General features: G+C 64.3%; 13 protein-coding genes. 4 read left to right on the top strand and 9 right to left on the bottom strand.

The window, feature by feature from the left end:
• Positions 1-49 precede the first annotated feature (49 nt).
• On the bottom strand, positions 50-1,405 hold the full coding sequence (locus tag ACYVHT_RS11270; RefSeq protein ID WP_460551324.1) for a TolC family protein: 1,356 nt from the start codon (positions 1,403-1,405) through the stop codon (positions 50-52).
• 171 nt (positions 1,406-1,576) lie between these two features.
• Positions 1,577-4,039: a penicillin-binding protein 1C gene (gene pbpC / locus ACYVHT_RS11275; protein ID WP_460551327.1), complete on the bottom strand. Its 2,463-nt coding sequence runs from the start codon at positions 4,037-4,039 to the stop codon at positions 1,577-1,579.
• A gap of 41 nt (positions 4,040-4,080) precedes the next feature.
• Between pbpC and ACYVHT_RS11280 the strand changes: the two genes are divergently transcribed.
• Positions 4,081-4,656 (top strand): transposase, encoded by a 576-nt coding sequence (locus ACYVHT_RS11280; protein WP_460551330.1) that lies wholly within the window; start codon positions 4,081-4,083, stop codon positions 4,654-4,656.
• 98 nt (positions 4,657-4,754) lie between these two features.
• Here ACYVHT_RS11280 and ACYVHT_RS11285 read toward each other — a convergent pair whose 3' ends face one another.
• The 4 genes from ACYVHT_RS11285 to ACYVHT_RS11300 all read right to left on the bottom strand — a co-directional run bounded on the left by ACYVHT_RS11285 (position 4,755) and on the right by ACYVHT_RS11300 (position 12,064).
• Complete coding sequence (locus ACYVHT_RS11285; RefSeq protein WP_460551333.1) at positions 4,755-10,337, bottom strand: alpha-2-macroglobulin family protein; 5,583 nt, start codon at positions 10,335-10,337, stop codon at positions 4,755-4,757.
• Between the two features lie 96 nt (positions 10,338-10,433).
• Positions 10,434-10,766 (bottom strand): MGMT family protein, encoded by a 333-nt coding sequence (locus tag ACYVHT_RS11290; RefSeq protein WP_460551336.1) that lies wholly within the window; start codon positions 10,764-10,766, stop codon positions 10,434-10,436.
• A gap of 23 nt (positions 10,767-10,789) precedes the next feature.
• On the bottom strand, positions 10,790-11,353 hold the full coding sequence (locus ACYVHT_RS11295) for a DUF4269 domain-containing protein (RefSeq protein WP_460551339.1): 564 nt from the start codon (positions 11,351-11,353) through the stop codon (positions 10,790-10,792).
• A 15-nt stretch (positions 11,354-11,368) separates the two neighbouring features.
• Positions 11,369-12,064, bottom strand: a complete 696-nt coding sequence (locus ACYVHT_RS11300) for an HAD family hydrolase (protein ID WP_460551342.1) — start codon at positions 12,062-12,064, stop codon at positions 11,369-11,371.
• Positions 12,065-12,191: 127 nt separating this feature from the next.
• Here ACYVHT_RS11300 and ACYVHT_RS11305 point away from each other — a divergent pair, with 127 nt between their 5' ends.
• Both ACYVHT_RS11305 and ACYVHT_RS11310 read left to right on the top strand, forming a co-directional pair.
• Entirely contained in the window at positions 12,192-12,836 is a 645-nt protein-coding gene (locus ACYVHT_RS11305; RefSeq protein WP_460551345.1) for a CatA-like O-acetyltransferase, read from the top strand.
• Between the two features lie 227 nt (positions 12,837-13,063).
• Positions 13,064-14,644 (top strand): L,D-transpeptidase family protein, encoded by a 1,581-nt coding sequence (locus tag ACYVHT_RS11310; RefSeq protein ID WP_460551348.1) that lies wholly within the window; start codon positions 13,064-13,066, stop codon positions 14,642-14,644.
• On the opposite strand, the gene ACYVHT_RS11315 is transcribed toward ACYVHT_RS11310, so the two are convergent.
• Positions 14,561-15,973 (bottom strand): M64 family metallopeptidase, encoded by a 1,413-nt coding sequence (locus ACYVHT_RS11315; RefSeq protein WP_460551351.1) that lies wholly within the window; start codon positions 15,971-15,973, stop codon positions 14,561-14,563. The genes ACYVHT_RS11310 and ACYVHT_RS11315 overlap by 84 nt on opposite strands.
• 8 nt (positions 15,974-15,981) lie before the next feature.
• Entirely contained in the window at positions 15,982-16,506 is a 525-nt protein-coding gene (locus ACYVHT_RS11320; RefSeq protein ID WP_460551354.1) for a hypothetical protein, read from the bottom strand.
• Between the two features lie 145 nt (positions 16,507-16,651).
• On the opposite strand from ACYVHT_RS11320, the gene ACYVHT_RS11325 reads away from it, so the two are divergent.
• Positions 16,652-18,487 (top strand): polysaccharide deacetylase family protein, encoded by a 1,836-nt coding sequence (locus tag ACYVHT_RS11325; protein ID WP_460551357.1) that lies wholly within the window; start codon positions 16,652-16,654, stop codon positions 18,485-18,487.
• Positions 18,488-18,490: 3 nt separating this feature from the next.
• Here ACYVHT_RS11325 and ACYVHT_RS11330 read toward each other — a convergent pair whose 3' ends face one another.
• Positions 18,491-19,702, bottom strand: coding sequence for a tetratricopeptide repeat protein (locus tag ACYVHT_RS11330; RefSeq protein ID WP_460551360.1), 1,212 nt, complete (start codon positions 19,700-19,702; stop codon positions 18,491-18,493).
• Between the last annotated feature and the right edge of the window lie 15 nt (positions 19,703-19,717).

Raw genomic sequence — 19,717 nt, forward strand, 5'->3', positions numbered from 1 at the left:
GAGTATCGGTCAATGATGCGGGCGGGGCCAGCCCCCGCTCCTGGCAGTGCTAGTAGTTCGTGGGCAGCTGGCCAATGGCGCGCAACAGGTCCACCTTGCTGCTCAGCACCTGGAATAGCGCGGTGTAGTAGTTCAGCTGCGAGGTGCGGAGGGTGGTTTGGGCCACAATGAGGTCGATGTAAGCCCGGATGCCCTCGCGGTATTGCAGGTTGATGACGTCGTACACTTCCTTCGACGCCTCCAGGTTGCGCTTGCCCAGCAGGTATTCGGTGTAATAGCCTTTGTACGTGGCCAGGGCCGTGGCGTATTCCGTGTTTATCTGGTTGCGGGTGTTGCTGATGTCCTCGTCGAGGCGGGTGTTTTGCAGCCGGGCGCGGCGCACGTTCTGGGTGCGGCGGAAGCCCGTGAAAATGGGCAGCCCCAGTTGAATGCCGGTGTAGGAGTTCGGAAAGCGCGTGGCGTACTGGTCGCTCACGTTGTTGTTCTGAAACACCGAGTTATAGTTGGCAAAGGCCGACAGCGACGGCAGAAAGCCCAGTCGGTAATAATCGACGGTGAGGTCCTGCAGGCGCTTTTCGGTCTGGAGCTGCTGGAACTCAATCCGGTTGGTGGGGTCCAGGGCCACGGTGGTATCCACCACGGCGTCGGCTTCCAGCTTCAGCGTGTCGTATTGCAGGGCCAGCGGGCGGTCGGGGGCCAGGCCCATCTGCTGCTTCAGCGAGGCAATGCGGGCATTCACGGCTTCGAGCGCCTGCTTGCGGCCGGCCAGCGAGTTGTTGAGCGAAATCTCGGCCTGCAGGTACTCGGTTTTATCGGCGATGCCGGCCTCGTAGCGGGCGCGGGCGTCGCGGTAGTTGCGCTGCAGGCGGGCAATGTCCTGGGTGTACACGTCGAGTTGGCGCTGGGCCAGCAGCACGTCGTAAAACCCTTTGCTCACATTGGTTACGGTGCTGATTTTCAGGTTCACCGTGTTCTGCTCCGACGCCTGCAGGTTGAAGCGCTTGCTGCGGGCGGCCAGGCTCACGTCGTTGTTGTAAATCACCTGCGTGCCGCTCAGGCCCAGCGTGGTCACGTTGCGCACCCCCAGCTGGCGCGGCGTTGCAACGCCCGTCGTGGGGTCGGGAAACACGGTGAACGGCAGTTGGAAGTAGTGCTGCGCCGTGCCCGAGAAACCCACCTGCGGCAACCAGGCCGACAGCGCAATCTGGTTCGAAGCCTTCGTAATTTCCTGGTCGATGATGGCCTGGCGAACCAACGGCTGATTCACCAGGGCCACATTCAGGCACTGCGCCAGGGTGAGGCTGCCAGATGTGGGCGGGGGCGCGGTAGGTTGAGCGAAAGCGTAGAAAGGAGCAAATAAGAGTAATCGAAACAGCGATTTTAACGCCAATGGAGTCCGTTTCATAGGTGGATAAACAGGGGCAACACACGCATAGCCAGTGGTATCAGGCGGGGCCTCGGGGCCGGCGCATTGGTAAAAGCTATATAAACCAAGTTTCGTTAACACCCATTTCGCTGAAAGGTTACGAAGGCAACGTCAGTGGTCCGGCATTCTGCCGCTTTCATAGACAAACCCCTACATTTCACCTACCAACAGCTGAATGTCCACGTTGCGCCCGTGGTCGTCGGCGCAGGAAATCTTCACCGTTCCGCTGGGCGGCCGGAAAAATACCCGCTCCGTAGCCGCCGCCGCCCGCAGAAACCGGTCGTTCACGTACCAGAACACCTGGCGCACCTCGCTGCCGGCCGCGCAGCTCAACAGCATCTGCTGCTTGTCGCGGCGGTCGAGCACGTACTCGGCATGGTCGAGGGGCGAGGTGATGGCCAGGGCCGCGCCCGCGCCGCCGTCGGGGCCGCGCACCAGCTGGCAGGCCGGGTTGTGCGGCGGCAGGCGGCTCGCCGGCAGCCCCTGCGCCTCCCGAAACGCCAGCACCTCCGGCAATGGGTTGGGAAACAGCTGCCGCCGAAACCCCGCCGCCGGCACGCAGGCCCGGCAGTAGGCCACCGCGCCATCGGCCGACACCAGGGCCTCCTTCTGGTGCTCGCAGCGCCGGGCCGTGGACGTGCCCGGCAGGTAGTAATCAATCAGCTGATTGGGGCAGTGCTCGCCGGGCACCAGCCCGGTTTCGGCGCACACCAGCCGGAAGTCGAGCGTGGCGGGCGGCACGGCCCAGCGGTTGGGCGAGTTGTAGGCCAGGGTGTTGAACAGGTCGAAGAGCAGGGGCGAGGCCACGTCGGCGCCCGTCAGGGCCGGGCTGCCCTGCCCGCTGAAATTGCCCACCCACACGCCGATGGTGTAGTCCTGGTTGTAGCCGATGCTCCAGGCGTCGCGGCGGCCGTAGCTGGTGCCGGTTTTCCAGGCGATTTTGGGCAGGTGGCGGCTGTTCTGGTAGCCCATCGGCAGGTCGGGCCGGGTGCGCTGGGCCAGGATGTCGGTGATGAGAAAGGCGGCGGCGGGGGAAACGAGTCGTTCGGCCGGGACCTCACCCCCCCGGCCCCCCTCTCCCGCGGAGAGGGGGGAGCCTGACGATTTCTTGCGTTTGCGGACGACTGGCTCCCCTCTCCGCGGGAGAGGGGCCGGGGGTGAGGTGAACGTGGAGGGTGCTGTCAGGCTCAAGCGCCGCCAGCGTCCGCCATCGGCCAGCGCGGCGTACAGCCCCGTCAGCTCCTCCAGCGTCGCACCGCAACCGCCCAGAATGGTGCTCAGGCCCAGATAAGGCGCATTTTTGGCCACCGTTTTGAAACCGGCTTCGCGCAGCTTTTCGGTGAAGACGGGCACGCCCACATCGGCCAGTACGCGCACGGCCGGGATGTTGAGCGAATAGGTCAGGGCGCGCTCCACGGTGACCTCGCCGGCGCAGCTTTTGTCAAAATTCTCGGGCCGGAAGCCGCTGAAATTGGTGGGTACATCGGGCAGCTTGAGCTTCGGCGTCACGATGCCCTTGTCCACCGCCAGCGCGTACAAAAACGGCTTCAACGTGCTGCCCGGCGAGCGAATGGCCCGCACGCCGTCAACCTGACCCTGGCCGGCGGCATCGGCAAAATCGGCGGAGCCCACGTAGGCTTCCACGGCGCGGGTGCGGTTGTTCACCACCAGCACGGCGGCCTGGGTGATGCCCAGCTCGCGCAGGCGGCGCACGTAGTTTTTGGTCAGGTCTTCGGCCTTGGCCTGCGGGTTGCGCCGGAGCGTGGAATGGATGATGGGCCGGCCGGGAAACTGCGTCACCAGCCGCCGCGCCAGGTGCGGGGCCAGCGTGGGGGCGGCGTGGCGTTGCACATCGAGCGGCTCGTTGATGGCGTCTTCAATGTCCTGATTGGGAAACAAATGCTGCTGCTGAAACTGCCGCAGCCAGCGGTTGCGCGCGGCCACGATGCGGGCGTTGTTTTTGCCCAGCACCAGCCCGCGCGGCTGGTTGGGTATGATGGCCAGCGTCACGGTCTGGGCCAGGGAGAGGTAGTCGGGCGGCTGCTGGAAGTAGAGCAGCGCGGCCGATTTCACGCCTTCGATATTGCCGCCGTAGGGCACCAGGTTCAGGTAGAGCTGCAGGATTTCGGCCTTGCTGTAATGAGCTTCCAGCTGCATGGCGCGCAGCATTTCCAGCAGCTTGTTGCCGAAGGTGCGCTCCTTGGGTTCCAGCAGCCGGGCCACCTGCATGGTGATGGTGCTGGCCCCGGTGGTGCGGCCTTTCTTGAACGTATTCCGGCCCGCCGCCTGCAGTATCGCCAGCGGGTTCACGCCGAAATGGTAGCGGAAATACCGGTCTTCCTTCTGGATAATGGCCTGCTGCAACGCGGGCGTTATCTCGGCCAGCTCGGTTTTCATGCGCCATTTCTGGGTGGGGTTCAGGAAGGCGTGGAGCACGGTGCCATCGGCGGCCAGCACGATGGGGGAGTAGCGCGGGGCGGGCGGCAGGGGGAACAGGCGGTCGAGGGCGAAGATGAGGATGGGAATGAGCAGTAGAGACGCATATTTGCGTCTCGTCGTTGAACGGCTTGGAACCGAACGACGCACCCACAGATTCCGAACTTGGTCTAACATTATAAGGCGCAATACCAATCGTTCAACGACGAGACGCAAGTATGCGTCTCTACAAACACATGGAGGCTGATAAATTTGATGACCGGTTTCGAATTGCCTCGGCCCGGTGGGCTGGTTATGATTACGGCCAAAGCGGCATGTATTTCGTCACGATTTGTACACACAATCGGACTCGGTATTTCGGAGAAATAATATTACCGACCGGGGATTGGAATAGTGCCGAATTGTATCCTTCACCGCAAGCCCAAATCGCGCAAAACTGCTGGCTGCAAATTCCTTCGCGGTTTCCGTTTGTGTCGCTCGATGCATTTGTGGTGATGCCCGACCACGTTCATGGTCTGCTATTATTTGACAAGCCGGATGAGCAAACGCCACCATTGAATTACCAAAATGCTTTTGTGCCGCAGCGTGATAATCTGGCAGCGGTTATTCGTGGTTTTAAATCGGGCGTTAGTGCATTAGCGAAGCAAAACGGGCTGGCTTTCGGCTGGCAGAGTCGCTACCACGACCGGATAGTTCGAAATGATGTTGAGTTGAAGAAAATCCAGCACTACATCGCCAATAATCCGGCCCGCTGGAAGCATGAGCAATTTAGTGAAGAAGGCCTGTTTCGCTGAACGGTGTAGAGACGCATAATTGCGTCTCGTCGTTGAACGGCACGGTCGGAAATCGTTCTGGACGTAGCCGTTCAACGACGAGACGCAAGTATGCGTCTCTACTGCACACGCACCGTTCCCGCACCATTATAAGAATGGTAGTCCGCGTTATACATCGCATCCGCATTCACCGGCCCTAGCTTAAATGTGCCTTTTGACACGGCGCGGCACAAGTAGTAGAAGTGCTTAGGCGCGCCCGTGGCGGTGGTGAACAGGTTAATCCGGTCGTCGCGCACGTCCAGGTAATCGGGCGTTGAAGCGTCCTTCGCCCAGGCCAGCTCGCGCAGCGCGCCAATGCGCGGGTTCTCAATTTCCAGCCCGGCCGGCAGTAAATCCGTGATGGCCACGTTCTTGATTTCGCCGGCCGCGTCGCCGGCTTCGATGGAAATTCTCACCACCACCAAGTCGTTTTGACGGAAGCTGGGGGTGCCCAGCGGCACGCCGTCGCGGTTCAGGAACTGGCGGCGGACTTTCAGGTAGGCGTCTTCTTCTTTCACCTGGCCGCTGGCCGAGATGCCCTCGGTTTCCCAGAAGTAGTAGAGGCTGCCTTTGCCGGTGGTGCGGATGCTGACGTTGCGGTTGGCCACGTTGCGTAGTGTGAGGTCTTTGCCATCGAATTTGCCGGCGGGTTTGCCGTCGATGAAGAGGGTGGCGGTGGCGGTGCTGCGGGCGTTTTGGCGGGCTATTTTGCCGAGGGCGAGGAGGGCGAAGGCGCTTTCCTGGGTGCTGAGCCAGTAGGCCTGCTTCATCTGGCGGCTGAGCTGGCGGGCGATGCCGGGGATTTGAGGGTTGTTGGGGTCGGTGCTGACGAGGGCGTTGAGGATGAGGCCTTCGTCGCGGATGGGGGAGTAGAACGAGCCGTCGAGGGCGCGCCGGGCGGCTCGTTCGCTGCCGAACTTGGTGGGCAGCAGCTCGCGGAAGGCGCGCTGGTTGCCGAGCAGGCTCTGGGTGCAGGCGAGGAGGAAGCGGGAATCCTCGGTGAGCAGGGGGCGGTTGGCGCGGTAGTAGTTCATGGCCACGGGGGCCTGGCGGCCGGCCAGGGCGAGGACGTAGAGCGAGTAGGCGATTTCCTTACTGGCGATGGTGCGCTGGCGGGCAATGTTGCTGACGTCGAAGTACTGGTAGGGCTCGGTTTCGCGCTTTTTGAGGCGGAAGGCCAGGTATTTCAGCACCTTGTCGAGGACGGATTTATTCACCGCGAAGCCGGCCTGCTGGGCTTCCTGCAGGAAATGGGCGGCGTAGGCGGTGGCCCACCAGTTGTCGTAGTCGCCGCCCGGCCAGTAGCTCAGGCTGCCGTTGTAGAGCTGCATCGCCTCAATCTTGCGGATGGCTTCCTGCACGTGGTAGTTCGGGTTGTAGCGCTGGGCTTTGGCGGCGGCCCCGGTTTTCTGCTGCAAAGTGGCCGCCAAATCGGCGTAGTAGAGCTGCGGGAAGGCGGCAGACACGGTTTGCTCCAGGCAGCCATAGGGGTATTGCAGCAGGTAGCGCAAATCCTTGCTGAACTCCGTGAGCGGCGAACGGCTCACGACAAGCCTACTGCTGAGCGAGGTGGGCAGGAAATCGGTTTTCAGGTTGAGCGGGAGCGTGGCCCCGCCGGCAATCACGCCGCTGCCGGTGCGCTTTTCGAGCGAGGCGGCCGGGCGAACGGGCATTTCGATTTCTTCACGTAAACCGTTTCCAGTAAGCGGGATGCTATTGGTCATCAAGCCAACGGTAATAATATCGTTGCCTATTGATAGAGCCGTGACTCTGAAGGTAGTTCTGCGTTCAGCATTGGGAGGCAAGCTGATATCATGTCCATCTCCTCTAAATGTTGAGAGGTCTATGGTCTCTAATTCAGCTTTGGTATACACCGTTCTTAAAGGAAGACGGACTTTATCTTCAATAGACTCATGCGAATTGCCAAGTTTCAAGAGAACCTTGCCAGTAATGATTTTATTGGTCGTATTCGTCAGCGTTACCGGCACGTCAATCGTGTCGCCGGGGCTCATAAACCGGGGCAGCGCCGTGGAAATCACCACTGGGTCGGCCACCTTCATCGTGAATTCGGCCGAGCCGAAGGCATCGTCTTTGTAGGCCACGGCCATGATGCGGAGCGCCCCGCTGAACTGCGGCACGCGCACCCGGTAGCGCACTTTGCCGTCGCCGTCGGCGGTGAGCACGCCGCTCCATTTCGAGACCAGTTTCACGCGGCGGTTGGGCACGGGGTTGGTGCGGTTGCGCATGTCGGCCGCGTCGCCGCCGCTGCTGCTGGTGCCGAGCTCGGGCAGCAGGAAGGGGTACACGTCGAAGGCCGATACTTCCAGGGCCCGTTTCTGGTAGAAGTAGGCGTGCGGGTCGGGCGTCTGGTAGTTTTTGAGCTGGAGAATGCCCTCGTCCACCACGGCCAGGGTGAGCTGGGCGCGGGGCGCGGTGGTGATTTCCACGGTTTGCCAGGTCTGGGAGCGGCTGGCGGCGGGCGCGGCAATGGCCACGGCGAGGCGCGAATCGGCCTTTTCCACGGTCAGGGGCAGGAAGCCGCGGGCCACGGTGAGGGGCAGGCGGTCCTGGGCAGTGTGGGCGCGCACGGCGGTGGCGGTCACGTACACGTTGGGGACGTGCTCGGCTTTGATGGGGATTTCCACCTCGGCCGCCTTGCCGTCGGTGGTCACGTAGAAATGGTCGAGCACGTTGGCCCGCTCCACCGTTACCAGAATGCGGCCGGCGAAGGGCGATTTCAGCAGCAGGTTGGCCGTTTCGCCGGGCGCGTACTTGGGCTTGTCGGCCTCGATGGTCACCTCGCCCTCGTTGTTCACCTCGAAGGAATTGGCCTGCGTATCGCCGTAGCCGTAGGCGTAAAACCGCTGCGTGACGTAGCTGCTGGCGCCCGGCCGGCTCACGCGCACCTCGTATTCGCCCGAGTAGATGGGGGTGAAGCTGAAGCTGGTTTCGGCCCCCACGGCGCGGCTTTGGCTCAAAATCACCTGGTCGCGCTGCTGCGAATTGTAGACGTAGCGGCCGCCCTGGCGCTCCAGCACGGTTTCCCAGAGCTTGCGCACCACCTTGATATCGGCCTGCGCCGAGGTCGGTTTGCCGGCCGGCGTGAGGGCCAGCAGCTTCACCGTGAGGGCCTGTTTGGTGCTGATGAGGTCGGGCAGGTTGGCGATGCCGAACATCGTGGCCTGGGTTTGCACGTCGAAGGTGGCGAGGCGGTTCACGGGCCGGCCGGTTTCGTCGAACACCGTGGCGAAGGCCACGCCTTCGAGCGTGCCGAGGTCGTGGAAATCGGGCACGGTGTAGGCGGCCGTGCCGTGGCCGGCGGCGTCGGTGGTGCCTTCGCGCACGGTTTTCTCGAAGCGCGAGGTGAGGGCGTTGTCGCTGGCTTCGCCGTCGTCGTTGGTGGTCCGGCGCTTTTCGCCGCTGTTGATGGTGAAGGTGTAATCGGGGTATTTGGGGGCCGAGAAATACTTCTGCTTGAGCGAGAATTCGACCTCAAACTTGCGGTCGGCGGCGGGCGGGCCGAAGAGATTCACGGCCGTGATGCTGGCCGTCACGTCCTGGCCCGGTTTTACGGTTTTGGGCGCGGCCGTCACGGTCACCTTCATGCGGTCGGGGATGAATTCTTCGACGCTGATTTGGCGCGAGGTCAGCAGCACGTCGTTGCCGGTCAGCACCTCCATCGTGTAGAGGCCCGTCATGATGGTGGGCGGCAGAATGAAGCGGCTTTCGAAGCTGCCCGCCGCGCTCAGTTTCTGCTGCAAGCTGCTGTATTCCTTGCCGCTGGGCAGCAGCAGCCGGATTTTCATGGGTAGGCCGGACGGCGGACTTTTCCAATCCTCGGTGCGGATGACGGTGTTGGTCCGCACCGTGTCGCCGGGCCGGTACAGGTTGCGGTCGCCGTACAAAAACGCCTGGTAATGCGCCGCGTTCGAGGTCAGCCCGCCCACCTCAAAGCGCGAGGTTTCAACCCGGCTTTTGGTCAAATCCAGAAAGGAAAAATCGGCATCCTTTACCGCCGTAATCATGCCCAGGGTGAAGCGCTTCATGCTCGCCGCCGAATCGAACTGCGCCACGCCGGATTTGTCCGTCGTCGTCGTGCCAATCACCTGGTTATTCGAGCTCACGAGGTTCACCGTCACGCCGCTCAACGGCTCGGCCGTGCGGATGGAATTGGCGAAAACCACCGTGCCGCCCGTCGCGCCCTGTTTCACGATGAGGCCGAGGTCCGTGACGGCCACCAACTTGCTCACTTGCAGCCACTGCCGCTCGGTATCCTGCACCCGAATGACGTACATCCCCTTCATCGGCCCCTGAAATTCCAGGTCTTTCAGGTTGAGATTGAGCAAGCGCAGGCCGGCCTCCTTGGGCAGCGCATCGACGGAAATAGTGCGCTCCGAAATGATGTTGCCGATATTCTCGGTGTCGTAGTATTGGAAGCTGCGGTCGATGTAGTCGCCGTTTTCGTCGGTATTCGATTCGCGGGGCTCGTCCTCGTCGTATTCGGGGTAGCCGTACTGCTTTTCGCCGCGCATCAGCTGCTGGATATTGTTGGCGTAGACCTTCGCAATCGTCACCTTCACCTTGGCCACTTCGTTGATGCGCAGGCCCAGATTCCGGTTCCCCAGCGCATCCAAATACATGGCCTTCTCGCTGCTGGTGAAACTCAGACTCGGCCGCTCATCCCCAAACGAAACCGCCTGGCTGAATTCCTGATTCAAGCTGCCGCCCAGCGCGCCGCGCGTGCCGGCCGCCAGCGAAACCTGGTAAGTCTTGCCCACCTCAAACCCGCCGCGCAGCGCAAAGCCGCTTTCCAGCGCCTCTACCGAAAACGCCACGGCGGGCTTCACCGTGAGGTTGGGCTGAATATCGGAGGCATTCACGGGCTGGTTGAGCAGCAGCGTCACCACCGGCTGGCCGTTGAGCAGCGAGCCGGTGAGTTCGCGCACTTCCAGCAGGCTCTGGTCGGGAATTTCGGCCTGGGCGGTGAGGGTTTTCTCGGTGGCTTTGGTGCCGGTAGCGGGGCGCAGGCCGGGCGCGATGTCAATCTGGACCGGCGAGCCCTGGCGCACGTCCTGCATGAAGGTCACGGCCACCAGCGCATCCGGCTCGGCGGAGTTGACTTCCACGGCCACGGGTTTGCCGTCCTGCGTCACCTTCAGGCGCGACTTCACATCGGCGGGCCGCACGGGATAGTTGAAAACCAGATTGGCCTTCAATTCCGCCGTGCCCGCCGCCCGCTTCGAACTGCCGTAGAACACCTGCGGCGCGGCCATATCCAAGTAGGGCGTGTGGAATTTGGGCCGGTTCAGGGCCAGCTTCTGCTTGTCGCTGGGCAGCGTTTCGGGGCGCAGCGAAGCCGAGAAAACGGTGCTGGGCCGGAAGGGCTCCAGCGGCGAAAACGTCAGTTCCCGGTCGCCGGTCCATTTGAATTTGCCGCGGATGTTGGGCGAGAACGTAACGTAGCGCGTGGTATCCCAACGGTTTTGTTGGCCCTCGTCCACCACCTTTTCATCGAAGGTGAACACCAGGTTGGAGTAGGGGTCGATTTCGTCGCCGTCGGTCTGGGCCGTTTCGGCGGCCTGTTCCTGAGCGGTTTTTTTCGAGCACGAGGCAGCCGCCAGCAGCATCAGCAGCAGGGGCAAAAAGCGGTAACGGGCCAGCATGGGAAGAAGGAGTGGAATTGTGGCCGGAAGGTAGCAGAAAAGCGCCAGCGTTGCGCGAGGTAACGGTAGGTGAAGCGCAATATTTTGCGGGCTGCGTCAAGCCTCCAGCTCCTGCAGCGGGTCCCAGAACAGTCGCTTGAAATCCACTACCCGGTCGCCTTTTACCGTGATGCCTTCGGCTTCCAGCTTTTGCCGGCGGTAGCCGTTGTCGCCGCTCAGGGCGCCGGTGCTGCTCACCACGCGCTGCACGGGCACCGCCGGCTGCTGGCCGCTGGTGTGGCCCATTGCGCGGCCCACCAGCCGGGCGCCCGATTTCAGGCCGAGCGCCTGGGCAATGGCCCCGTAGCTGCTGACGCGGCCGGCGGGAATGCTGCGCACGAGGTCGAAAATGGCCTGGTAGATGGCTTCGGTATCGGGTGCTTTTTTCATGGCTTAAATATCAGGGCGATGCTTTACAGGCGGTATGCGCGGATTTCGGCCGCCGACTTTCCCTCCAGCGTCAGCAGCGCCTCGTACGGATTGCCCGGCAGCCGCAGCAGCCGGGCGAAGGCGGGCTCCGTCTTCAGGCCCTGCTTTTTGAGTTGCCGCACGGCCCGCCGCCACGCTTCGCCGCCCGCTCGCAGCACCGCATCCTCCACCAGCAGGTGCCGAAATCCGTTCTGCTGCGCCGTGGGCACCGCTTGCCCGAACACCTCGATTTCCTGGCCCCGATGCCGGAAGCTGCTCACAACGGCCGCCTGCCCCCCAACGGCCAGCCGCGCCAGCCGGAAGCCGGGGCGCCGGCCATAATGCGTTTGCAGCAGCTCCGCAAACCGCTGCTCATCGGCCGGGCTGACTTCGCACAGCACGTCCAGGTCGCTGCCCGCAACGTCAATGCCGAGCGGGATGGTGCCGGCTAAAACGGGGCCGAAAGCCGCGAGCGTCGGCCACAGGCCGCAGGAGTGGAGCACTCCGTAGGCCCGTTTCTGCCGGCGGGTGCCGTGCAGCAGGTAGCGCAGGTCGGTCCAGTTCTTCACGGGCGCGTGGTGGTGTTACCGAACATAATCCAGCACCTCGCGCAGCCGCTCCACGGCCCGGAACTCCACGCCCGCCAGCTGCTCGGCCGGCACGTGCTCGTGAATCCAGTTGGCGTGGTAGGGCACGTGCACGGCCGGGAAGCCCAGCTTCGCTACCGGCAGAATGTCGGATTTCAGCGAGTTGCCAATCATTACAAAGTTCTCGGGCGTGGCCCCGAGGCGGGCGAAGAGCCGGCGATACGTAGGCACGTCCTTCTCGCTCACAATCTCCACGTAGTCGAAAAAGTCGCCCAGGCCGGAACGCGCAATCTTGCTTTCCTGGTCGAACAGGTCGCCTTTGGTCAGGAGGATAAGCTGGTGACCGCGCCGCTTCAGCTCGGTGAGCACCGCTGCCACGTCGGGCAGCGGCTCGATGGCGAAGCGCAGCAGGTCCTTGCCCAAATCCAGAATCTGCTGAATTTCGGACCCCGTCACCGCGCCGCCCGAAACCTGAATGATGGTTTCTATCATCGACAGCATAAACGACTTGGCCCCGTAGCCAAACAGCCGCATATTAGCCCGCTGCACGTCGTAGAGCCGGGCGTTGAGGGTGGCGGTATCGGCGTAGTGACCCAGAATGCGGAGCAGCTGGGCTTCCACATGGTCGTAGTGCGGCTGGCAGGGCCAGAGCGTGTCGTCGGCGTCGAAGGCGATGAAAGTTTGAGTCGGCATGGGTAGGGTGCGGGGCTTGCCCCCGCCCGTCGTTGAGCGGAATTATTGTGGCGGCGCGAACGGCGGGCGGGGGCAAGCCCCGCACCCTACCCCGGCAACGCCGCAAAGCTACCGACCTTTGCCCGCCATGAAGCACCTGATTGACCTCGAAACCTGGCCCCGCCGCGAGCATTTTGCCTTCTTCTCGGCTTTTGAAGAACCCTTTTTCGGCCTGGTAGCCAACGTGGACTGCACGGCCGCCCAGGCCGAAGCCAGGCGGCTGGGCGTGTCGTTTTTCGGCTACTACCTCTACCATGCCCTGGAGGCGGCCAACGAAGTCGAGGCGTTCCGCTACCGCATCGAAAACGGCCAGGTTTACTGCTACGACCGCATTCACGCCAGCGCCACCCTCGGCCGGCCCGACCACACGTTCGCCTTTTCCTTCATCGAACAAAACGACACGCTGGCCGGCTTCATTGCCGCCGCCACGGCCGAAATAGCGGCCGTGCAGGCCAGCACCGGCCTGCGCCTGAACGACGCTACCGCCCGGCCCGACGTGGTGCACTGCTCGGCCCTGCCGTGGGTGCGCTTCACCGGGCTCACGCACGCCCGCAGCTTCTCGCACCCCGACAGCTGCCCCAAAATATCCTTCGGCCAGGTCTTCGCCGAAGGCAGTACGCTGCAAATGCCCGTTTCCGTCAACCTGCACCACGGCCTCGGCGATGGCTACCACGTGGGGCTGTTTCTGGCGGCATTCCAGCGGCGGCTGGGGCAAAGGGAGCAGCACCAATAACGAGCCGCTGATTTCCGGCTGACCGGCGGCCGGAAGTTCGCCTGAATATCGTATATTTAAGTAAGCCCAATGATGGCCTTAGTCCCTGTGCGCCAGGGCGAAGCCCCGCGAGTAAACGACCCGCGCAATCTGCCGAAAAACGCCCCGGCCGGGGCCTGCTTCTTCAGCGGAGCCAAGTAGCTTTCCAACGGATTTTATGAGCGAACCCTTACTCATCCCACCCTGTCATGCAACTTATTGGGTGCCTGTCGCTGGCCGTATGGCTGGTGCAGGCCGCCGCAGTCCCGCCGCGGAACACTGACCCACTGCCGGTAGCAACCCCGCCGATTGCCGTCGGCGGGGCGTTGCCGGATTCCCTGCCCGCGCACCTGCAGGCGTTGCTGAACGATACCGTGGCCCCGGCCGGCCGGCCCCCGCTGCGCTGGCACGACCTCCGCGCCACCCGGGCGTTCTACGCGCGCCGGGCCTTCGCGCCGGCCTGGAGCGCCGGCCAAAAGCCCAGCGCTACCGGAGCAACGGCCCTCGTGCTGCTGCTGCAGGCCGAAGACTTTGGCCTCCGGCCGGCCAGCTACCACGCGCCGGCCCTGCGCGCCCTGGCCGCCCTGCTGGCACAGCCCGATACCAACCGGACCCGCCGCTTCGTTCGGCAGGCCCGCTTCGAGGGGCTGCTGACCGATGGCTTGCTGCGGTTTGCCCGGCACCTGCACCGGGGCCAGTTGCGCGAGTACACGCCTTCGCCGCTGGAAAAGCCGGATTCGTTGTTCGAGGCCGGCGCGTGGGTGGCCGGGGCGTTGGCTGCGCCCGATTTTGCGCCCGCTTTGCTGCGCTGCCAGCCCCGGCAGCGCGAGTACCAGCTGCTGCAGCAGGCGCTGGCGCGCTGGCGGCACCGGCCGGCCGGGCCCGACTCGCTGGCCCACCGCCGCCGCGCCCAGCAGCTGGCCCTGACGCTGGAGCGCTGGCGCTGGCAGGCCATTCCTGCCCCCGATTCCGACTACGTGCTGGTAAACCTGCCCGCCTACGCCCTCGAAGTGGTGCACCGGGGCCAGGTAGTCCAAACCCACCGCCTCGTCATCGGCAAGCCCGAAAGCCCTACGCCCACGCTCAGCAGCCAGCTCCGGGCCTTCACCCTCACCCCCGAATGGCGCGTGCCCTACAGCATTGCCTCGCAGGAGCTGCTGCCCAGGCTGCGCGAAAATCCCGGCTTCGCAAAGGCGAATAACTACGTCATCTACAACGCCCAGGGCGAGCCGGTGGACGCCCGCAGCGTGGACTGGTGGGAGGTGCGGCCCGAGCGGTTTACCTACACCATCAGGCAAAGCCCGGGCAAGGGCAACGCGCTGGGCACGGCCATCTTCCGCTTCGCCAACCCCTACGAAATCTTCCTGCACGCCACCTCCCGGCCCCGCGACTTTGCGCTGGCCTACCGGGCCCTGGGCCACGGCTGCATCCGGCTGGAGCACCCGCGCCGGCTGGCCACCTTTCTGCTCGGGGCCGACAGCACCCAAGCCGCCCTGCCCCCCGAAGGCACGGCCGAAGCCGCGCCCCGCCCGCGCCGCTACGCCCTGCGCCGGCCCATGCCGCTGCACGTGCGCTACGCCACCTGCGCCGTGGTGGCCGGCCAGCTGCGCTTCTACCCCGATGTGTATCAGCAGGATGAGGCCCTGCGGCAGCAACTGTTTGGCACGGCGCCGGTAGCCGGCCCCTCCGCGCCCCGCACCCCGGTGCTACAGCTTCACCAGCTGGCGGGTGGTGGGCAGGCCGTCAATCTCGACCAGCAGGGTGTACGTCCCGGCCTGCCGAATCCCTAGCTCCTCGGTGCGCAGCTGGTAGTCGTACTGGCCGGCGGCCTGGCGGGCTTTGGTGAGGGTTTTCACGCGGCGGCCGGCGGCATCCAGCACCACCAGGCGCACGTCGGTGGCGCGCGAGAGGGTATAGGTCAGGTTCAGCACGTCCGTCACCGGGTTGGGGTAGGTTTCAATCTTATACTCGGCCGTGCGGGCGTCGAGCCTGGTGCCGGTCACCGTGTTCTGCACGTTCCACTCCACAATGTAGCGGTGCAGCACCGTGTGGCTGGCGCTGTGGCTCAGGGCCGTGGTGTCCACCACTTCGGCCCGAATGACGTGCGCGCCGCCCGTGAGCAGGCTGGGCGCTACCCGCACCGAGGCCAGGTTCTTGTTGAAGACCACGCCGTCGCGCTTCCAGAGCACCCGCATGGTATTGGGGCTGGGCTGCAGCAGGTCGAGGCTGAAGGTGACGGGCTGCGTAGGGTTGGTGATGGTGGTGTTGGCGGGGGCGTAGTTCTGCAGGCCCCGGGCCCCGGCGTGGGTGCGTTCAATGAGGGTTTCGATGCAGACGCTGCAGAACGGCGAGCCCAGGTAGCGCATCTTGCAGTTTTGGTGCGGGCGGCTCCAGGTGGGGTCTTCGCCGGTGCCGTTGAAGGGATAAGTGCCCACGCCGTTGGTGCCCACCCAGCTCTGCCAGCGCAGGGGCATCACCACGGCCGGCTGGGTCAGGTTGGGCTTCTCGGCGGCGTACTGCGGGCCGGCCCAATACTCGTCGGCCAGCGTGCCGAAGGTGTGGCCCATCTCATGAATCATCACCTCCGGCGCGTTGCTGTTGGCCGTCATCGTGATGATGGAGCCGCCCGAGCCGCCGTATTCCGGGCTGTTGGCCATCACAATGGCCTTGGTGTATTGCGGAAAGCTGGCGGCCAGCACCGAGGCCAGGGCGCTCTGCCCGCCGGTCACAATCAGGCGGTGAATGTTGCCCGAGTCAAACGTGGTGTTGAAATACGTGGTGGGGTTGGTGATGCCGAAGTTGGGGGCCGTGTTGCAGTCGGCCGCCGTGCGCGGGTGCTTCGTGCCGCTCTGCGCCGAGGTCACCCGAATGGCAAACACGTTGAAATACTGCCGGTACTGCAAAAACGGCGGCTGCTGGAAAATGGCCGACACCGCCCGGTTCACATCGGCCAGGTAGGTGGTCATCTCGCTGGCCTGGTAGCCATCGCCCACAAAAACCAGGTTGATGCGGTTGTTCAGGGGCCCGTTTTTGATGAGGGTATCAACCGGGAAAACCTGCGCCCGGCCCGGCAGGGCCAGCAGCAGCACGCAGCTCAGCAGCAGTAAAATTTTTTTCATGGGAATCGCTAGTTAGGGAGTGGGAAGGTGACGGAAACAGGATGCACAGCGTCCGGCCCTACCTCTTCCAGCCGCACGGCGCGGGCCTGGGGCTGGCGGGCCAGCCGCACAAAAAACTCGGCCTGGGGCAGCGTGACGGTGTGGCGCTGCATGGCCCCGGTGCCGGGGGCGGCCGGGGCCTCCACATCCTGCACCAGCGGATGAGCCACTTTTCGGGCCGGGCCGCAGGGCGCACTGGCCGCATCCAACTGCGTGAGCAGCAGGTAAGACGGGCCGGACACGTCCTCGTCGTCGGCCAGGGGGCTCACCTGGCCGGGCGTGGCTTTCAGCATCAGCGGCTCCAGCTGGTGGGTGCCGTTGGTGGCCGTGCTCATCCGAAACGACAGAAACAGCAGCTGCGGCGCGGCCTCCGAACCGGCGGTGGAAGCCGATGCCGCGGGCAGCGGCTGGTAGCGGTAGGGGGCACGGTGGCAGGCCGGCGCAGTCACCAGAAACACGAGCGTGAGTAAGCGCGGTGGCCAGCAGATTGTCATGCTCCAAAAATAATGTGCGGGCCTATACTTTAGCGCGCAGCGCTGAGCAAATATTCAATAAAGCATATTTTTTTGAAAGCACCCGGCTGCCGCTTTCGCACGGTGCCCGCACGCCCAACCTTTGGCCGGGCAATACCTTTGCGCCATGCGTATTCTCCACGTTTTATCGGCTGAGTTTTTTGCGGGGTCCGTGGCCTACGCCGTGGCCTTGGCCGAAGCTCACCGCGCCCAGGGCCACCAGGTATGGTTGATTTCTGACTCCGACCAGCTGCCCACCGGCGCCACCCAGGTGCAGGCGCCCATCGGCAACCGGCGCTACGGCCAGCGCCTGCGCAACGTCCGGCTTATTCGCCAGCTCATCCAGACCGCGCGCATCGACGTGGTGCACGCCCATTCGCGGGCGGCCAGCTGGGTGAGCTACGTGGCCCTGCGCGGCCTGAAGGTGCCGCTGGTGAGCACCGTGCACGGCCGCCAGCACCTGCACCCGTCCACCTCGCTGTTCGACATCTACGGCGATGCCGTTATTGCCATCTGCGGCAACCTGCGCGAGCACCTGATAGCGGAGGTGAAGATGAATCCCGCCAAAATCGTGGAAATCCCGAACGGCGTTGTCTTTGATAATGAGGAATTAAAAGTTGCGCCTGATGAGAAATTAAGAATCGCGTTTATCGGGCGCTTCAACGGGGGCAAGGGCGAGCGGGCGGCGGCGCTGCTGCAGCAGGTGTTTCCGGCGCTGCTGCGCGGGTTTCCGACGCTGCGGCTAGCCCTCATCGGCGGCGAGCTGGAGCACATGCCGGCCGCCGGCAAAACGGCCCTGGCGCAGCTGCAGGCCGAGTTCGATGAGCGCATCGAAGTCGTCGGCTTCACCAAAGACGTGGCCGGCTGGCTGGCCCGCACCAGTCTGGTGGTTGGCGCGGGGCGCGTGGCCATCGAGGCGCTGGGCGCGGGCCGGGCCGTGCTGGCGCTGGGCGAGGCCTGCTACGCGGGCCTGGTGACGGAAGCTACGTTTGCCACGGCGGCCGCTTCCAATTTCGGCGATATCGCGGCCCGGCAAACGTCTTCAGAAGTTGATTATGCGGCCGTGCTGGCCGATGCGCGGGCATTTCTGCAGGCACCGCAGCCGGTGGCGCCGGCCCTGCGCCAGCAGGTGCGGGCGCGCTACAACCTGGCCACGGTGGCGGCGCGCGTGCTCGAAACCTACCAGGCTGCCCGCATGCGCAAGGCGTTGCCGGGCTTCATTCCGGTGCTCATGTACCACAAAATCCCCGACGCGCCGCTGGTCACCAAGCACCAGATTTACGTCACGCAGGAGAATTTTGCGAAGCACCTGGCCTACTTCAAACAGCGCGGGCTCACGCCCATCACCTTCGCCGATTACCTGGCGTTTGCCAGCGGCGAGCGGCCGCTGGCCGATTTTCCGCCCCGCCCCATCATCCTCACCTTCGACGACGGCTATACCGACAACTACACCAACCTGCTGCCCCTGATGCAGCAATACGGCTACCGGGGCGTGCTCTACCTGCTCGGCGATTTCGACGTGCGCTACAATAAATGGGATGCCGACTCCGACCCCGGCGAGCCGCGCTCCGAAATCATGGATGCCGAGCAAAAGCGCGCTTTCGTGGCCGCTGGCTGGGAAATCGGGGCTCACACCATGTCGCATCCCCGCCTCGCCACCCTGCCGCTGGCCGAAGCCACCGCCGAAATTCAGCGCAGCAAAACGGCGCTCGAAGCCACGCTGCACACCCGTGTGGTGAGCTTTGCCTATCCCTACGGCGACCTCAGCGAAGCCGTGAAAGCGGCCGTGCGCGCTGCCGGCTTTGCCTTCGGCGTAGCCACCGACACGGGCGGAATGCACCTGGAGGACGACCGGATGCAGGTATTCCGGGTGAACATGTTTCCCAACGAAACTGCCGGCAGCCTGTTCAAGAAAACCGCCCCCTGGTACCGGAGCTACTACCGCTGGAAGCGGAAGAAGTAGCGGCTACCGCAGGGCAAAAACCCAAGTATAAATCAGCGTACCAATGAGGAAGACGCTGAAGGCGGGGCCGTGGCCGTCGATGCCCAGCATGCTTAGCGCCACGCTCAGCAGGCCCACGGCAGCCAGCCCGAAGCCCGCCCAGCGCGAACGCTGCCAGGCCGGAGTGCCGGCCGGGAGCCGCCAGGTGCCCGCCAGCGGGAACAGCAGCCCCAGGGCCACCAGGCCCAGCGCACCGGAGCCGGGCAGGGCGGGCACCGCCAGCCGGAGGCCCAAGGCTGCCAGCGCCACCGCCAGCAGCCCCAGAAACTGATTGGAGTGCCGCGTTTGCCGCTCGCTCAGGGCCAGCCGGCCGTAGGCGCTCACGCGCAGTAGGCTCTCGAAAATGACGTCCGAAAACCAGCTCATGAACACGAACACCAGGTACACGGGTAGCAGCAGCGGCACAAAGCGCACCACCACGTAAGCCCCCAGAAACATGCCCCGCCGCACCCCGTCGCTGAGCGTGCCCGACCAGTACACAAACCGCATAAACGTGCGGTAAACCCAGTAGCGGGCCTTCAGCGCCTCCACCAGGCCCTCGCGGGCAAACTCCGATTCGGGGTCGAGGCGCAGGGCCTCTTTGAAATGCTCCAGCGCCTCTTTGGGGCGGTTGGTTTCGAGGGCGACCCAGCCGGCCTGGGCCTGGGTGCTGCTGCTGCTGGCTGCGTAGCTCAGGGCCGAGCGGGCGGCACTGCCGGCCTCGTCGGAGCGGCCCTGGCGGGCCAGGGCGCGGGCCTGCAGGCCGTGCAGCCCGGCGTGTTCGGCATCGAGGCCGAGGCCGGTTTGGGCAGCCTGCAGGGCGGCCTGCCACTGCCCGCTTTGCAGGCGCAGCTGGCCCAGCAGGTGGTAGTAGTCGGCGTCGTTGGGGTCGAGCGCCAGGGCTTCGTTGATGGCGGCCAGCGCCTCTTTGGGGCGGTGCTGCCGGTGCTCAATCAGGGCCAGCGCGTAGAACGCAAAGTCGTATTCAGGCGCCAGATGAATGGCCAGCTCGGCTTCGGACTGGGCTTCGACCAGCTGCTCCTGCTCCAGCAGGCACACGGCCAGCAGGGCGTGGGCCACGGCATCGTGCGGGTCGTGGGTGAGCTGGCGGCGCAGCTCCTGCGCCGCGTGGGCATGGCGCTGCTGGCTCAGCAGCAGCTGCACGCGGGGGAGGTAGTCGGTGTCGGAATTATTCATGGTGGTGGGAGCGTG

This window comes from Hymenobacter daeguensis (assembly GCF_054780555.1).

Bases quoted from the DNA above. Each gene is read 5' to 3' on its own strand.
- ACYVHT_RS11270 (WP_460551324.1), bottom strand. From the start codon at position 1,405: ATGAAACGGACTCCATTGGCGTTAAAATCGCTGTTTCGATTACTCTTA.
- pbpC (WP_460551327.1), bottom strand. From the start codon at position 4,039: ATGTTAGACCAAGTTCGGAATCTGTGGGTGCGTCGTTCGGTTCCAAGC.
- ACYVHT_RS11280 (WP_460551330.1), top strand. From the start codon at position 4,081: ATGCGTCTCTACAAACACATGGAGGCTGATAAATTTGATGACCGGTTT.
- ACYVHT_RS11285 (WP_460551333.1), bottom strand. From the start codon at position 10,337: ATGCTGGCCCGTTACCGCTTTTTGCCCCTGCTGCTGATGCTGCTGGCG.
- ACYVHT_RS11290 (WP_460551336.1), bottom strand. From the start codon at position 10,766: ATGAAAAAAGCACCCGATACCGAAGCCATCTACCAGGCCATTTTCGAC.
- ACYVHT_RS11300 (WP_460551342.1), bottom strand. From the start codon at position 12,064: ATGCCGACTCAAACTTTCATCGCCTTCGACGCCGACGACACGCTCTGG.
- ACYVHT_RS11305 (WP_460551345.1), top strand. From the start codon at position 12,192: ATGAAGCACCTGATTGACCTCGAAACCTGGCCCCGCCGCGAGCATTTT.
- ACYVHT_RS11310 (WP_460551348.1), top strand. From the start codon at position 13,064: ATGCAACTTATTGGGTGCCTGTCGCTGGCCGTATGGCTGGTGCAGGCC.
- ACYVHT_RS11315 (WP_460551351.1), bottom strand. From the start codon at position 15,973: ATGAAAAAAATTTTACTGCTGCTGAGCTGCGTGCTGCTGCTGGCCCTG.
- ACYVHT_RS11320 (WP_460551354.1), bottom strand. From the start codon at position 16,506: ATGACAATCTGCTGGCCACCGCGCTTACTCACGCTCGTGTTTCTGGTG.
- ACYVHT_RS11325 (WP_460551357.1), top strand. From the start codon at position 16,652: ATGCGTATTCTCCACGTTTTATCGGCTGAGTTTTTTGCGGGGTCCGTG.
- ACYVHT_RS11330 (WP_460551360.1), bottom strand. From the start codon at position 19,702: ATGAATAATTCCGACACCGACTACCTCCCCCGCGTGCAGCTGCTGCTG.